Here is a 16,063-nt window from a genome sequence, read left to right as displayed (position 1 = left end):
TGCGCCGCCGCGGGGCGAGCTTCAGCGGCGCATGCAGCCTTCTGCGACAATACAGCGATCAGGAATTGTACGGGAAAGCGGGCTTTTGGCCGACCGGCCCGGGTGCCGGGCGGCGCAGCGGCGTGCCGCACTGCAGAACGCCGCTACGTCCTGTTTTGCACCGCGCGATCCTGAACCCGTCGTCTGCGATTTAACGACCCGCCGAATCACCGGATTTTCGTAAAGCGCGCCCTCGCGCTCACCGCTTTCGCCCATGCGCCGTTTTTCTTCGTCGAACGAACCCGCGCTGCCCACCATCGGGCCGCGCAACGACTGGCAGACCATCGTCTCGCTGCTGCCGTATCTCGCCGCGTACAAGTGGCGCGTGGCGTTCGCGCTTGCGTGCCTGATCGGCGCGAAGGTGGCGAACCTCGGCGTGCCGATCGTGATGAAGCACATCGTCGATAACCTCGCCTCGGTGCGCCATCTCGAAGCGCTCGGGCGCGCGGAGCACGCGCCCGGCATTGTGCTCGTCGGCGGGATCGGGCTGCTCGTGGTCGCTTATGCGTTCGTGCGGCTCTCGACGTCGCTCTTCACCGAAATGCGCGAGATCCTCTTCTCGAAGGTGACTGAGAGCGCCGTGCGCCAGCTTGCGCTCAAGGTGTTTCGCCATTTGCACGGGCTGTCGCTGCGATTTCATCTGGACCGGCAGACCGGCGGCATGACGCGCGACATCGAACGCGGCACGCGCGGCATCACGCAACTGATTTCGTACTCGCTCTACAGCATCCTGCCGACGCTCGTCGAAGTGGGGCTCGTGCTTGGCTTCTTCGTCGTGAAGTACGAGGCGTATTACGCGATCGTCACGCTTGTGGCGCTCGTCGCGTACATCGTGTTCACGGTGAAGGTGACCGAGTGGCGCACGCATTTTCGCCGCACGATGAACGAACTCGATTCGCGCGCGAACTCGCGCGCCATCGATTCGCTGCTCAACTACGAAACCGTGAAGTACTTCGGAAACGAAGAGTGGGAGACGCGGCGCTATGACGAAAACCTGCACCGTTACCGCGCGGCCGCGATCAAGTCGCAGCATTCGCTTTCGGCGCTGAACTTCGGGCAGCAGGCGATCATCGGCACGGGGCTCGTGTTCATACTCTGGCGCGCGACGCAGGGCGTGATGGCGGGCAAGCTCACGCTCGGCGACCTCGTGCTCATCAACACGTTCATGCTTCAGCTCTACATCCCGCTGAATTTTCTCGGCGTGGTGTATCGCGAGCTCAAGCAGAGCCTCACCGACATGGACCGCATGTTCACGCTGCTCACGGTCTCACGCGAAGTGGCCGATGCGCCGGGCGCGCCGCCGCTTGCCGTGCGCGGTGGCGAGGTGCGTTTTTCGCACGTGAACTTCGCGTATGAGGCGTCGCGACAGATCCTGCACGACGTGAGCTTCACCATCGCCGCCGGCACGACGACCGCCGTGGTGGGCCACAGCGGTTCCGGCAAGTCGACGCTCGCGCGCCTCCTGTTTCGCTTCTACGATCTCGACCGGCAGGCGGGCGGCGTCATCACGATCGACGGCCAGGACATCCGCGACGTCACGCAGGAATCGCTGCGCGCGTCGATTGGCATCGTGCCGCAGGATACGGTGCTGTTCAACGATTCGATCTACTACAACATCGCCTACGGCCGGCCCACTGCGAGCCGCGACGAGGTGATCGCGTCGGCACGCGCAGCGCACATCCACACATTCATCGAGAGTCTGCCGAAGGGCTATGACACGCCGGTGGGCGAGCGGGGGCTCAAGCTATCGGGCGGGGAGAAGCAGCGTGTCGCCATCGCTCGCACGCTGTTGAAGAATCCGCCGATCCTGCTGTTCGACGAGGCGACCTCGGCGCTCGATTCGCGCTCGGAGCGCGCGATCCAGCAGGAACTCGATCTGATCGCGCGCGATCGCACGACGCTCGTGATCGCGCACCGGCTCTCCACGGTGGTGCACGCCGAGCAGATCATCGTGATGGACCATGGGCGCATCGTCGAGCGCGGCACGCATGCGCAATTGCTGCGGGAAGGCGGCCACTACGCGCAGATGTGGGCGCTTCAGCAGCAAAGGTCGAGCGAGCAGGCCGGGCAGATGGAGGAATCGGCCGGCGAGAAGTGAGGCTAACTGTGCGGAGAACCGCGGGCACCGTCCGGCGTGCGTTTGTTGAGGCGTGCTGGTTCGGTGGTATGGCATCCCGCCCGGCGCAGGCCGCACGCGCTGCCTGCGGCTGCGGCGCTCAACCGCGCTGCGGTCCCCGCAACGCTTCGTCGAGCGCAGCCAGTTGTGCGGCTGTGCCGACGTTTTCCCAACGTCCTTCGTAAAGCTCGCCGCTCGCGCGCCGCTGGCCAATGGTCTCGCGATAGTACGGCGTGAGCGCGCGCTTCGTGCCGCGCGGCAGATCGCGGAACATGCGCGTGTCGTAGAGCCCGATGCTGCCGAATGTGTAGCGCGGTGCACCGTCCACGGTGAGCACGCCATCGGCGCCAAGAGCGAAGTCGCCGCCCGGATGGAACGTCGGATTCGGCACCATCACGAGGTGCATGCCAGGCTCGGTCTGCGAGGCGAGTGCCTCGGCGCGATCGTCGAGACGCGCGAAGTCGAATTCACTGTAGACGTCACCAGCGACCGCGAGAAACACGGCCGGCTCACCGCCGGCTTCGAGGAGCGGCAGCGCCTGGGCGATGCCGCCCGCCGTCTCCAGCGCGTCGTGTTCGGGCGAGTAGTGCAGCGTGACGCCGAAGCGCGCGCCGTCGCCGAGCGTCGCTTCGATCTGCGCGCCGAGCCACGCGTGATTGATCACGATTTTCGTGTAGCCGGCCGCGGCGAGCCGCTCGATCTGCCAGACCACGAGCGGCTTGCCGCCCACGGGCAAGAGCGGTTTCGGGCAGGTGTCGGTCAGCGGGCGCATGCGCTCGCCGCGCCCGGCGGCGAAGATCATCGCCGTGCGCTCGAAACGGGCGCGGCTCACGGCGCAGTCCATCGATCCGGCTTCGTCATGGGTCGGCGTGTTCAAAACGTGTAACCGGTTTCGACGCTCGTGCCCTGCAGCTCGTCGATGAGCCGGGCGAACGGTGCGAGCGGACGGTAGCGGTGTGCGACCTTGCTTGCGTAACCGAGGAAGCGCGGCAGGTCCGCCATGTAGTGAGGCTTGCCGTCGCGATAGTTGATGCGGCAAAAGAGGCCGAGCACCTTGATGTGGCGCTGCAGCCCCATCCATTCGAGCTGGCGGTAGAACTCGCCGAAATCGGCGTCGACGGGCAGGCCTGCTTTCTTCGCGCGCTCCCAGTAGTGGGCGAAGCAGTCGAGCTCGAAATCCTCGTCCCAACTGATAAACGCGTCGCGCAGCAGCGAAACGACGTCATATGTAATCGGGCCATAGACGGCGTCCTGGAAGTCGAGCACGCCAGGATTCGGTGTCGCGATCATCAGGTTGCGCGGCATGAAATCGCGCAGCATGAACACCTGCGGTTGCGTGCGCGCATTCGCGACGAGCAGCGCGAAGGTACGGTCGAGCACGCCACGCGTGGCGTCGTCGATGTCGCGGCCCAGATGACGCTGCAGGTACCACTCCGGCATCAGATCCATTTCCCGGCGCAGGAACGCTTCGTCGAACGCCGGCAGAACGCCTTCGCGCGAAGCAAGCTGCCAGCGGATCAGCGCGTCGAGCGCATCACGCATCAGCTCGCGCGAGCGCGGGCCGGGCCCGGCGTCCTGCAACGCCTTCAGATATGGCGCGGTGCCGAGATCGGTCACGAGCATGAGGCCCGCATCGAAGTCCGCTTCGAGCACACGCGGCACATGCACGCCTGCTGCGGCGAGCAGTTCGGCGACCTGCGCGAACTCGCGGGATTTTTCGGGCGGCGGAGCGTCCACGGCAATCAGCGACGCGCCGTACGCGCCCGCGCTCGCAACGCGGTAATAGCGCCGGAAGCTCGCGTCGGCCGAAGCCGGGGCGAGCGTGGCGAGATCGAATGCGTAACGGTCGGCGTGACTGGCGAGCCAGGCGGTAAGCAGTTCATGCCGGGCATCGGAGGCGCTTGTGGCGGCACTGTTGGCCGCGGTGTTGGCAGAATTGGGTGCAGCGGTTGAGGTCATGAAAACCCGAGGCGAAATCAATGGATCAACGTCTTGCCATATAATACCCCACGACTTTTTTGACGCGACTCGCGCCAAAGCCCGCATGACGGTTCGCTCGCCACCTTCATCGTCCGGTGAAGGCTAACCCGATGTGCGCCCAGGCCTCGCCTCGCGCTTTCGCACGGGAGGCGGACGGCCGTCATGGACCGGGCAGGCGGCCGGGCCGATTCGCCAAAACCATAATGCCGCCCAGACAGTATTTCCAGACGATCTCCAGCAGTGACGAAGGCGTGCCGGGCAAGCGGCGGCCCATCGTGGCACTTGCGGCACTCGTGGCCGCGCCGGGCTTGATGCCGGCGCTCGCGCATGCCCAGCTGTCGGGCGCCACCGCGCAGGCCGAGCCGCTGGACGGCCCGTTGAGCCTGCGCCTCGCACCGCAGCTCGAAGACCATCCGCTCGCGCCTGGGCAGCGTCCGGGGACCTTCGTGCTCGGCGACTCGGTCACGGGCACCGTCAATACCGACATCGCCTTGAAGGGCGCAGCCGAACTGCGCCAGGGCGTCAACGTGGTGAAGGGCGAGGCGCTGCACTACGACCAGGACACCGACACCGCCACGGCGTTCGGGCGGGTCGTGATCTCGCAGTCCGGCACCACGTTTTCGGGTCCGGAGGGGCACCTGCAGGTCGAGGCCAACGAAGGCTTCATGCCCTCGCCCAAGTATCACTTTGCGCTGACGGGCGGCTCGGGCAGCGCCGAGCGCGCGGACCTGCTCGACAGCGAGCGTTCGGTGCTGACGAACGGCACCTACACGGCGTGTCAGTGTTCGACGAATCCGGCGTGGTACATCAAAGGCAGCGAGTTCGACTTCGACACCGGCGCGGACGAAGGCGTCGCGCACAACGGCGTGCTGTTCTTCCAGAACGTGCCGATCATGGCGAGCCCGTGGTTTACGTTCCCGCTCTCGAGCGACCGCCGCAGCGGCCTGTTGCCGCCGACGTTCTCGATCAGTTCGACGAACGGCTATGAAATCACGCTGCCGTATTACTTCAACATCGCGCCGAACCGCGATTTCACGTTCACGCCCGAGCTGATCTCGAAGCGTGGCGTGTTCATGCGGGGCGATTTCCGGTATCTGTCGACGAACTACAGCGGCACGATCACCGGTACGTTTCTGCCGGACGACGCGCTGACGAAGACGAATCGCTACGCGCTGTTCATCCAGCACAACCAGAATTTCGGCGACGGGTTCGCAGGCTACGTCTACTTCAACAAGGTCTCGGACAACACCTATCCGGAAGACCTGGCGTCGGCGGCCAACCAGTTCCTGAACGGCACGCAGTTGCTGTACCAGCAGGAAGCGGGCCTCACGTACAACAACGGGCCGTGGTCGGTGCTCGCGCGCGTGCAGCACTGGCAGACGCTTGAGCCTTCCACGCCGCCGTACGGTCGCGAACCCCAGCTCAACGTCAAGTACGCGAAGTACAACGTCGGCGGCTTCGACTACGGCGCGGAAGCCGACTACTCGCGTTTTCGCATCACGAGTTCCGACACGACCGAAGGCGACCGCGTCGTCTTCAATCCGTACCTGTCGTACTCGGTGGTGGGGCCGGGCTACTTCGTCACGCCGAAGGTGCAGTGGCACTTCGCGGCGTACGACCTCAGCAACATCGGGACGGGTGCGCCGGCGGGCCAGCCGAAGAACTTCACTGAGTCGATACCGACGTTCAGCTTCGACACGGGTCTCGTGTTCGAGCGCAACGTGCACCTGTTCGGCCAGGACTTTATCCAGACGCTGGAGCCGCGCCTGTACTACGTGTACACGCCGTTCCGGGACCAGCAGTTCGCGCCGCTCTTCGACACCGCCGAGTCCGACTTCGGGCTCGCGGAAATCTTCACGCCGAACACGTTCGTCGGAAATGACCGCATCGCCGACGCCAACCGCATCACGGCCGCGATCACCACGCGCTTCATCGACCCGGCTTCGGGCGACGAGCGCGCGCGCTTCGTGCTGGCGCAGCAGTACTTTTTCCAGGATCAGCGGGTCACCCTGCTGCCGCTTGCGCCTGGCCAGACGCCGGCACAGTCGACACATTCCGACCTGATTGCAGGTGCGTCGCTGAAGCTCGGGGCCGGTTTCGCCTCGGAAACGGCGTTCCAATATAATGCCGACAACGACCAGCTTGTGAAGGCCAGCGTCGGCTTCGGCTATAGCCCGGGGCCAAATCGCGTGGTGAACGTCGCGTACCGCTATACGCGTGCCAACACGACGCTCGACAACCAGCCGATCAACCAGATTCTGATCTCGACACAGTGGCCGTTCTCGCACCGGGTGTACGCCGTGGGCCGCTTCAACTACGATCTGGGCAGTCACCGGATCGTCGACGGTCTGATCGGCATGCAGTATGACGCCGACTGCTGGGCGCTCGGCGTTGGCCTCCAGCGCTACGCAAACGGGGTCAATACTTCCGGCGGCAATAATTCGTCCACGCGGTTCCTCGCGCAGTTGACGCTCAAGGGGCTGTCGAACGTCGATAACGGACTGGTGGCTGCGTTCCGCGCGGCTGTGCCGGGTTACACGGTACCGCCGGGCCAGCCGCCGTTGCCGTCGCGTTTCACGGATTATCAATAACGCGTGATCCGTCGCGTTTTCCCTGACCGGGACGCGCGGGGCAATGCGGGGTCGGTTGCAAAGAGCCGGGCGAAGCTGCCCGCAAACATTGGAGTATCTGTGGGAATCATGAAAAAGCTTCGCCTCGCAACGTTCACTGTAACGCTCTTCGCCGCCGCAGGCCTCATGCCGGCCGTGTCGGCACAAGCACAAGGACTGTCCTCCGGATCCGGCCAGGTGGCCGACACGATCGCCGCCGTCGTGAACGACGGCGTGATCACGCAGCGTGAACTCGACGAACGGGCCGAACTCATCACGCGGCGTCTGAACCAGCAGAACGCGCCCGTGCCCCCGGTCGACCAGTTGCGCGCGCAGGTGCTCAACCAGATGGTGCTCGAACGCATCCAGCTCCAGAAGGCGAAGGAAGACGGCATTGTCGTCGACGACGCCACGGTGCAGCGCACGCTCGAGCGTCTCGCACAGGCCAACGGCCTTGACCTCGCCACCTACCGCGCGCGCATCGAGGCGGCCGGCGTGCCCTGGAGCACGTTCACGAAGGACGCGCGCACCGAACTCACGCTCTCGAAGCTGCGCGAGAAGGAAGTGGACAGCAAGATCTCGGTGTCGGACGCGGAAGTCGCGAACTACATCGCGAGCCAGCGCGGGCCGAACGCCGGGCAGCAGAACGACCTGCACTTCGAGCGCATCCTGATCAAGGCGCCGCTCAACGCATCGCAGACGGACATCGAAGCCGCGCAGGCGCAAGCCAACGCGCTGCTCAAGCAGGCGCTGGCAGGCGACAAGTTCTCGAGCCTCGCCAAGTCGAACTCGCAGGCGCCTGACGCGAAAAAGGGCGGTGACATGGGCTTCCTGTCGCCGTCGAAGCTCCCTGCGGAATTTGTGACCGCCGCTTCGACGCTGCGTCCGGGCCAGGTGAATCCGTCGGTGATCCGCACGAATGACGGCTTCGAAATCATCCGTCTGGTCGAGCGCCGTGCGGGCCAGGGCAACGTCGGCGATGCGCCGAAGCTCGTGCAGACGCACGTGCGCCACATTCTGCTGCGCGTCGGCGAAGGCACGTCGGAGCCGGAAGCGCGTCAGAAGCTGCTCGAAATCAAGCGTGAAGTGCTGGCGGGCGGCGACTTCGCCAAGTTCGCACGCACGTACTCGCAGGACGGTTCGGCGTCGCAGGGTGGCGATCTCAACTGGATCAGCCCGGGCGAAACCGTGCCCGAATTCGAGCGTGCCATGAACACGCTGCAGGATGGCCAGATCAGCGATCCGGTCCGGACCGAATACGGTTACCACCTGATTCAGGTGCTCGGCCGCCGCGACGCGGAAGGCTCGGTTGCACAGCAGATGGACCTCGCGCGCCAGGCCATCGGCCAGCGCAAGGCGGAGCAGGCGTACGCCGACTGGCTGCGCGAACTGCGTGACAGCGCCTACGTGAACTACAAGCTCAGCGGCATCGCTCCGCCGCAAAACTAAAGGAATCGCGCCGTGAACGCCCCCGCAACCCAGTCGTCGGTTCCGTCGGCTCCGCGGGGGCCGCGGCCGGTCCGCATCGCCATCACCACCGGCGAACCTGCGGGCGTCGGCCCTGAACTGACCGCGGCAGTGCTCGCCGGTTCGGCGGCGCACTGGCCTGACGCGGAGTTCGTCGTGCTCGGCGACCGCGATCTGCTCGCGGCGCGTGCCGCTGCCGTCAGCGTCGACTGGTCCGCCATCACTGCACACGCGCGCGTGAGCGTCGAGCACATGCCGCTCGCGGCACCGGCGCTGGCGGGCAACCTGAACGCCGCCAACGGACGCTACGTGCTCGCGCTGCTCGATCGCGCGATCGACGGCGCCATGGCGCAGGAATTCGACGCTATCGTCACCGCACCGCTGCAGAAGAGCACGATCAACGATGCGGGCGTTCCGTTCACCGGCCACACCGAATATCTCGCGGAGCGCACGCACACGCCGCGCGTGGTGATGATGCTCGCGGGCACCGGCGCACGGCCGCTGCGCGTCGCGCTGGCCACGACGCATCTGCCGCTCAAGGACGTTTCAGCCGCGCTCACGATAGACGGCCTCGTCGAGACTCTGCGCATCATCGACCACGATTTGCGCCGGCACTTCGGCGTACCGCAGCCGCGCATTCTCGTGACGGGGCTCAATCCGCACGCGGGCGAGAACGGCTACCTGGGCCGCGAGGAGATCGACACGATCTCGCCGGCGCTCAAGGCCGCCGAGGCTGAGGGCATCGACGCGCGCGGCCCGTATCCTGCCGACACGCTGTTTCAGGCGCGCTATCTGAGCGAAGCCGACTGCGTGCTGGCGATGTTTCACGATCAGGGCCTGCCGGTCCTGAAATACGCGACGTTCGGCGAGGGCATCAACGTGACGCTCGGCCTGCCGATCATCCGCACGTCGGTGGATCACGGCACCGCGCTCGATCTCGCGGGCACGGGCCGCGCCGACGCGGGCAGCCTGATCGCCGCCGTCGATACCGCAGTTTCGATGGCGCGCTACCGTCACGCCGTTGCCGCGTCCTCTGACTGATTTTTCCATACGATGTCCAATAGCAGCAGACAGCATCAAGGCCACTTCGCGCGCAAGCGCTTCGGGCAAAACTTTCTCGTCGACATGGGCGTGATCGACTCGATCGTCGACACCATTCGCCCACAGCGCGGCGAACGCATGGTCGAGATCGGGCCAGGGCTCGGCGCGCTCACCGCGCCGCTGATCGAGCGGCTCGCCACCCCCGAATCGCCGCTGCATGCAGTTGAACTCGATCGCGACCTGATTGCGCGGCTCACGAAGAAATTCGGCCCGCTGCTCGAACTGCACGCGGGTGACGCGCTCGCGTTCGACTTCGGCTCGCTCGCGGCGCCGGGTGATAAGCCGTCGCTGCGCATCGTCGGCAATCTGCCGTACAACATTTCGAGCCCGCTGCTCTTTCACCTCGTGGACTTCGCGCATTGCGTGATCGACCAGCACTTCATGCTCCAGAACGAAGTCGTCGAGCGCATGGTGGCCGAGCCGGGCAGCAAGGCGTTCGGCCGGCTCACGGTCATGCTCCAGTACCGGTACGTCATCGACAAACTCATCGACGTGCCGCCTGAATCGTTCCAGCCGCCGCCGAAAGTCGATTCGGCGATCGTCCGCATGATTCCGTATGCGCCGCACGAGCTGCCTGTGGTGGATGCGGCGATCCTCGGCGATCTCGTGACGGCCGCGTTCTCGCAGCGGCGCAAGATGTTGCGCAACACGCTGTCCGACTATCGCGACCGTGTGGATTTCGAGGGACTCGGCTTCGACCTCGCGCGTCGCGCAGAGGACGTGCCGGTGGAGGAGTACGTGCGAATTGCCCAGGCGTTGAACGGAGCGTCGCCGGAGCGCGGGTGAGGGTAGCGCGAGGCTAATGCGGGGCTAACGATCCACGAGCAGGACAAACGACTGCGGGCGCGAAAGCGCCCGCAGTCGTTTCGGGCCGCTGGAAAGCCTGGAAAGCCTGGAAAGCCTGGAAAGCCTGGAAAGCCTGGAAAGCCTGGAAAGCCTGGAAAGCCATGCGACGTTGGCTCGACCTTACACGCTTGCGCCGGGCTCGCCCGCCCGCGGCGTTTCAGTTTTGTTTCGACTTCGCCGGCGCGTTGACGAGCACGATCCCGCTCAGCACGAGCAGCGCGGCCGCGAGAAAGCGGTTGCTGAACGATTCGCCGAGCAGCATCACGCCAAACGTCACGCCGAAGAGCGGCGTGAGGAACGAGAACACGGAAAGCCGCGACGCCATATAGCGCGTCAGCAGCCAGAACCACGCGAGATAGCTTGCGAACGCCACCACCACGGCCTGATAGCCGAGCGCCATGAGCGCAAGCGGTGTGACCGTGCGGACCTCGATCTGGCCGATGCCGGCCGCGAGCGCGAGCAGCACGACGCCCGACACCGACAACTGATAGAAGAGCGTCTTGCTGGCACTCACGCGCGCGAGCGTGCTCGTGCGCACGACCACCGTCGTAGCGGCCCACAACGCGCCACCAAGCACGCCGAGCGCGTCGCCCGCAAGGCCGGTGAGCATTGCGTGCGTATCGGCGGTACCGTTGCGCGCGAAACCATCGGCGAACGCGAGCGCCATCCCCGTGAACGCCACCATCACGCCGATCCACTGCGTGCGCCGCATGCGCTCGCCGGGCGTGAACCAGTGCAGTCCGAGCGCGGTGAAGCAGGGCGCGGTGTAGAGAAACACGGCCATCCGCGAGGCGCTCGTCATCGAGAGGCCGAGGAAGATGCAGACGAACTCGCCGGCGAACAGCACGCCCGCGAGAATGCCCGCGGCCAGCGTACCGTCGTCGCGAAAGAGCGGCGTGCCGCGGGCGCGCGCCCAGCCCCACACGAGCACCGCGGCGATCGCCGAGCGCAGTCCCGCCTGAAAGACCGGCGGCAGCGCCACGTTGGCGCTCTTGATGGCGACTTGCTGAAGTCCCCAGATCGCGCAGAGCACGATCATCAGGATGACAGCCTGGCTGTCTGGGGCGCGGCGCGCGTGTAGGGCGATCGTGCTCATCGGACGTTGGATGTCTGTAGGAGGAGCAATACGATATCAAACTCCGCCTGCAACAATTGACGATCTCCCTACGGCGCTGAGGGCGCAGCGCGCAGTCCTTCGTAGGCCTTCAGCTGGCTATAGACGATGCGCAGCACCGGCACCGCGTCGCCCGCCGGTGGTGCGCTGTCGCGCCGGATAAGGTCGCCGAGCACGTGATCCGCTTCGATTCGCGAGCCGTTCTCCACGTCGCGCAGCATCGATGCCGTGAGCGCCGAACCGGGCGCAAAGAGCATCGCGCGCGAGCGTTCGAGGAACGTGTCGCGCACCGCGTGGCCATTCCCGGCTGCGATCGCACGACACTCGGCGAACAGGCGTTCGACGATCGCTTCACCATCGGGCGTGGCGAGAATCGTGCCGATGGGCGCGCGAAAGAGACACGTCGAACCCGCGAGCGACGCGAGGAACACCCACTTTTCCCACATTTCCTGCAGGATGCGGTCGCTGGCCGTCACATCGAAACCCGCGTTGGAGAGCGTGTCGGCTATGGCTTGCGCGCGCCTCGAGACTCCGCCGCCCAGTTCGCCGAATCCAATCGCGTGGATGTCGTTCAGATGCACGATTTCCCGCTGCACATTGAGCGTCGAAGCGATCAGGCATACGCCGCCCAACACGGCCTGCGTGCCGAACCGCGCTTGCAGCACGTCGAGATGGCGCATACCGTTCAGGAGTGGCAGGATCACCGTCGAGGCGCCGACGCCCGCGGCGAACGACTCGATCGCACTGTCGAGATCGTAGGACTTGCAGCTGAGCAGCACGACGTCGAATGGCTGCGCGCCAGTCGCCTGCAGTGCGTCCTGTGTGACGGTTCTGACATCGCGCAGCGTGAGGTCGCCGAAGCGACTGCGAATAACGAGCCCGTCTTCACGCAATTGCGCGGCGCGTGCCGGCCGCACGAGAAATGTCACGTCGCGCCCGGCGGCCGCAAGGCGTCCGCCGAAATAACCGCCCGTCGCGCCTGCGCCCACAACGAGAATCCGCATGTCTGCTCCTTGTATCGATCTTGATCGGCCGTATGTCGACGTGCCGCCAACGGCGATTTCGGGATGGCGTTCATGCTAGAGCAAATCGACGGAGTTTGCCGACGCCGGCAGGGCGGGCAAGATTTTGATACAGTCCGGTTTTTGATGACCGCAAAACGGAGCTTACGATGCGCCTGCTTCACACGATGATCCGGGTCGGCGACCTCGATCGCTCGATCAAGTTCTACACCGAACTGCTCGGCATGAAACTGCTGCGCCGCGAAGACTTCCCCGAGGGCAAATTCACGCTGGCGTTCGTCGGCTACACCGACGAGCGTGATGGCACCGTGATCGAACTGACCCACAACTGGGATACGCCGTCCTACGACCTGGGGACGGGTTTCGGCCACCTGGCGGTGGAAGTGGCCGACGTCTACGCCGCCTGCGAGAAGATCAAGGCGCAGGGTGGCACCGTCGTGCGCGAGGCCGGGCCGATGAAGCACGGCACCACCGTGATCGCGTTCGTGACCGATCCGGATGGGTACAAGATCGAATTCATTCAGAAAAAGTAAGGAAGTCTCTCGCGCGGCGCCGGACCATACCGGCGCCCGTACCGTCTCGCGTATGGTGATCTGTCAGTCGAACTCGCCTACTCTATATTCGGAACGTCTTGGCGACGCTTCTTTTAAGCGACAATGCGTCGATCGCATGGTTCAGAAGCACCCCTCCTTTTCCAATTAAGGCAACCGTCATCTGTCTCAAAATTTGCTTTCTCATAAATTTAGAATTGCAAAACAAATTGACGGCATTACGGGATTAGCTGAATTGCGACTAACGTCATATCTGTCAGATTTCCGTATCTCCATATCGACGTCTAAAGAGTGGTGATCTAAATTAGGACGCATCCTATATAAGGAGCGGGCGGACTACACGACAATAAGAAGAATTAACGTCGGTCGCCGGATGGGTCGCGCGATCGCTGGCGTGGTGTGCGGGGCGGTGCCCGAATTAGCCACCCGGAACGGTTGGGCGTTTGGGTGCTGCGTTGCGTTGGGCCGCATTGAGGCATTGCTGTCGTCTGGCGTCGATATCGCAATTTCGCACGTGTCCTTCTGCATCGAGTCCGAATGCGTGCATGCGCGGCGGGTTCGGTGTGCAATCTGGTCCGCATCGCCGAGGGTTATGGCACCGCAGTGGTTTTGATCGATATTGAGGGCGAGCGGGACGTCGTGGCGGCGGAATTTCATGGGCGCGACTATGTCTTGGGGGTCGCGCTATAGATCCGAATTTCTTGATTGATATCAATTAGCAATACTGATGATAATCAAAAACATGGCTTTCAGATGAATCTATTTTTACGATCTGCAACTTAAAAATACACCTGTAATTAAGCCTGGCTGAGCCTGACGGGCAGGAAATGGCTGGGGGCAATCCTGAGGGTGGCGGAAGTCACTGCTGGATATCGTTTTAAATCAGGGGAGGGAGGGTGGGCGCAGCTCAGCCGTATACGGTAGTGATTACGGGTGCTAGTGCAGGGCTTGGGCGCGCGTTGGCATTGTGCTACTCGGCGCCTGGTACCGTTCTCGGGCTGACCGGCCGGAATCGCGAACGGCTCGAGTCTGTCGCAGCGTCCTGTCGCTCCCGCGGTGCCGCGGTTGTAACCGGCTGCATGGATGTGCGCGATCAGTCTGCCGTCCAGAACTGGATTGCCGGATTTGACCAGCAGCACCCAATCGATCTGCTGATCGCGAACGCCGGTGTGGCGAACACGCTCTCGTCCTGCGACGAGTGGGAAAGCGCGGAGCGGACAACCGAGGTCGTCGACGTCAACCTGTACGGCGTGTTACATACGCTGCAGCCTGCGATCGAGCGGATGCGCACGCGCCGTCGCGGTCACATTGCGGTAGTCAGTTCGCTTGCCGGGCTGCGGGGTATGGCTGTATCACCGGCCTACTGCGCGAGCAAGGCGGCTCTCGTCGCCTACTGCGATGCCGTACGCCCGGTGTTGGCCAAAGATCACATCGGCGTGTCCATCGTGATGCCCGGTTTCGTGAGCACCGCGATGAGCGACGCATACCCGGGCAAGAAGCCATTCATGTGGTCAGCAGAACGGGCGGCGCTTCACATCAGGAAGCGCATCGCACGCCGCTGCGCGGAAATCGCGTTTCCGTTCAGCCTCGCGTTCGGCATCAAGTTGCTACGCGTGCTGCCGACGGCATTCGCGGATGCCATTCTCGCTCGCCTGTTCTACCTCCCCGCACGGAAAGCGTGAAGTGCTGTACGAGCTTGCCATCGTGGCCGCAGCAGTTGCCTTCTCGTTCGGCATTGACGCCGTCGCCGTTCCGCGCGCGCCGCTTCGCCGGCCATTGGCGGCGGTCGCGCTGCACATTGCCGTGCTCGCCGTCGTGGCGGGCGCGAGCCTCGCAATCACCGGGCGGCCCATCTTTTCGATGTTCGTCGTAGCGGTGCTGGTCGCGGTGTTCGCCGTCATCAGTAATGCAAAATATCAGTCGTTGAGAGAACCGCTCGTTTTTACCGATTTGAGTCTGTTCAGCCAGGCTTTTTCGCACCCGCGCCTTTACTTGCCGTTTCTTGGGGTCGTCAAGGGTCTGACTGCGCTGGCGGGCGCCGCGGTCATCGTGACGGGGTTCCTGCTCGAGACGCCCGCGGACACGCCGCACCGCGGCGCTGGCGCGGTGGCCGCGATCGCGGGTTTTCTGCTTTGCCGTGCGTTGTCGCAGCGCTTGTTCCTCACGCTCGGCCCAACGGCGGACCAACGCCGGCTGGGTTTTCTCGCGACGTTTGCCGCGTACCTGATCAATGGGCTCAGCCGCGCGAAGCGGCACGTTTTTGCCCGCGCCGTCGACACGGGTCCTTTCTCGAGCGGCGCTCCCGAAGCGCATCCGGACGTGATCGTCATTCAGAGCGAGTCCTATTTCGACGCGCGCCGGCTCGGCGAATGCGTGCGGTCGGGTCCCTACGCGCATTTCGACCGCGTCAGGAAAACGGCTTTCCAGCAGGGTCGGCTGACGGTCCCCGGCTGGGGTGCGAACACCATGCGCACGGAGTTCGGAATGCTGACGGGCGTGCCGTCGGCGGCACTCGGTTACGCGCGGTTTTATCCGTATTGGTATGTGCGCCGCGCGTGTGCGTCGCTGGCGGGATGGTTCAAGCGGGGCGGATACCGTGCCGTGGCCGTCCATCCCTATTACGCGGATTTTTTCGGGCGGCACAGGGCGTTCCGTCTGATGCAATTCGATCGCTTCCTCGACATCCGGGATTTTGCGGCGGCGCCGCGCGTTGGGCCTTATGTCGGAGACGATGCGGTGGCGGATGCGATCGTCGCGCTGTTGCAGGAGCGCGACGACAAACCGCTGTTTGCGTTTGCGATCACGATGGAAAACCACGGTCCGCTGCATCTCGAACCGGTCGCACCGGGCGAGTCGGATTCGAGGCACACCCTCGGCGACGACGCCCGCTACCGCGATCTGACCGCATATCTTCGACACGTCGAAAACGCGGACCGGATGCTCGGAAAGCTGACCGACTTTCTGGAAAAGCGGAAACGGCCGGCCGTGCTGTGTTTCTACGGCGACCACGTTCCCGCGTTGAGTTCAGTGTTCGATTCCCTCGGCACGGAGCCGGCCGATAGCGACTACGTTATCTGGCGCAACTTCGGCGTCGACGAGGGCAAACAAAAAGACGTTCGCGTGGAAAGCCTCGGTTCGGCCCTGCAGCGAGCAATGACGCACGAAGCGCACGCCACGGCGGGTTGGCGGGACGAGACGCAGTTGATGCCAGCATGATG

At 64.4% G+C, this 16,063-nt stretch carries 12 protein-coding genes; 8 read left to right on the top strand and 4 right to left on the bottom strand.

Features of this window, described 5'->3' with window-relative positions; genetic code table 11:
- Positions 1–253: 253 nt before the first annotated feature.
- Complete coding sequence (locus D1Y85_RS02850) at positions 254–2,137, top strand: ABCB family ABC transporter ATP-binding protein/permease (RefSeq protein WP_124149480.1); 1,884 nt, start codon at positions 254–256, stop codon at positions 2,135–2,137.
- A 118-nt stretch (positions 2,138–2,255) separates the two neighbouring features.
- Here D1Y85_RS02850 and murU read toward each other — a convergent pair whose 3' ends face one another.
- Together murU and D1Y85_RS02840 are read right to left on the bottom strand one after the other, a co-directional pair.
- The gene (murU, locus tag D1Y85_RS02845) at positions 2,256–2,957 is read right to left on the bottom strand and encodes an N-acetylmuramate alpha-1-phosphate uridylyltransferase MurU (protein WP_124149556.1); all 702 of its coding nucleotides are present in this window, start codon (positions 2,955–2,957) and stop codon (positions 2,256–2,258) included.
- 71 nt (positions 2,958–3,028) lie between these two features.
- Positions 3,029–4,114 (bottom strand): aminoglycoside phosphotransferase family protein, encoded by a 1,086-nt coding sequence (locus D1Y85_RS02840; protein WP_124149479.1) that lies wholly within the window; start codon positions 4,112–4,114, stop codon positions 3,029–3,031.
- A 224-nt stretch (positions 4,115–4,338) separates the two neighbouring features.
- On the opposite strand from D1Y85_RS02840, the gene D1Y85_RS02835 reads away from it, so the two are divergent.
- From D1Y85_RS02835 to rsmA, 4 genes are all read left to right on the top strand, one after another.
- Positions 4,339–6,726, top strand: a complete 2,388-nt coding sequence (locus D1Y85_RS02835) for an LPS-assembly protein LptD (RefSeq protein ID WP_124149478.1) — start codon at positions 4,339–4,341, stop codon at positions 6,724–6,726.
- A gap of 99 nt (positions 6,727–6,825) precedes the next feature.
- The gene (locus D1Y85_RS02830; RefSeq protein WP_246024745.1) at positions 6,826–8,193 is read left to right on the top strand and encodes a peptidylprolyl isomerase; all 1,368 of its coding nucleotides are present in this window, start codon (positions 6,826–6,828) and stop codon (positions 8,191–8,193) included.
- 12 nt (positions 8,194–8,205) lie between these two features.
- Positions 8,206–9,252, top strand: coding sequence for a 4-hydroxythreonine-4-phosphate dehydrogenase PdxA (pdxA, locus tag D1Y85_RS02825; RefSeq protein ID WP_124149476.1), 1,047 nt, complete (start codon positions 8,206–8,208; stop codon positions 9,250–9,252).
- A gap of 12 nt (positions 9,253–9,264) precedes the next feature.
- Entirely contained in the window at positions 9,265–10,098 is an 834-nt protein-coding gene (gene rsmA, locus D1Y85_RS02820) for a 16S rRNA (adenine(1518)-N(6)/adenine(1519)-N(6))-dimethyltransferase RsmA (RefSeq protein ID WP_124149475.1), read from the top strand.
- 217 nt (positions 10,099–10,315) lie between these two features.
- Here the strand turns inward: rsmA and D1Y85_RS02810 are convergent, their stop codons facing one another.
- Complete coding sequence (locus D1Y85_RS02810) at positions 10,316–11,254, bottom strand: DMT family transporter (protein WP_124149474.1); 939 nt, start codon at positions 11,252–11,254, stop codon at positions 10,316–10,318.
- Between the two features lie 68 nt (positions 11,255–11,322).
- The gene (gene panE, locus D1Y85_RS02805; RefSeq protein WP_124149473.1) at positions 11,323–12,276 is read right to left on the bottom strand and encodes a 2-dehydropantoate 2-reductase; all 954 of its coding nucleotides are present in this window, start codon (positions 12,274–12,276) and stop codon (positions 11,323–11,325) included.
- A gap of 167 nt (positions 12,277–12,443) precedes the next feature.
- Between panE and gloA the strand changes: the two genes are divergently transcribed.
- From gloA to D1Y85_RS02790, 3 genes are all read left to right on the top strand, one after another.
- Positions 12,444–12,827: a lactoylglutathione lyase gene (gene gloA / locus D1Y85_RS02800; RefSeq protein ID WP_124149472.1), complete on the top strand. Its 384-nt coding sequence runs from the start codon at positions 12,444–12,446 to the stop codon at positions 12,825–12,827.
- 914 nt (positions 12,828–13,741) lie between these two features.
- Complete coding sequence (locus D1Y85_RS02795; RefSeq protein WP_124149471.1) at positions 13,742–14,527, top strand: SDR family NAD(P)-dependent oxidoreductase; 786 nt, start codon at positions 13,742–13,744, stop codon at positions 14,525–14,527.
- Positions 14,481–16,061, top strand: a complete 1,581-nt coding sequence (locus D1Y85_RS02790; protein WP_185218878.1) for an LTA synthase family protein — start codon at positions 14,481–14,483, stop codon at positions 16,059–16,061. The genes D1Y85_RS02795 and D1Y85_RS02790 overlap by 47 nt, the downstream gene beginning before the upstream one ends.
- Positions 16,062–16,063: the final 2 nt, after the last annotated feature.

The organism is Paraburkholderia dinghuensis (assembly GCF_003837865.1).
GTDB classification, from domain to species: domain Bacteria; phylum Pseudomonadota; class Gammaproteobacteria; order Burkholderiales; family Burkholderiaceae; genus Paraburkholderia; species Paraburkholderia dinghuensis.
This window is presented reverse-complemented; position numbering and strand designations above follow the sequence as displayed.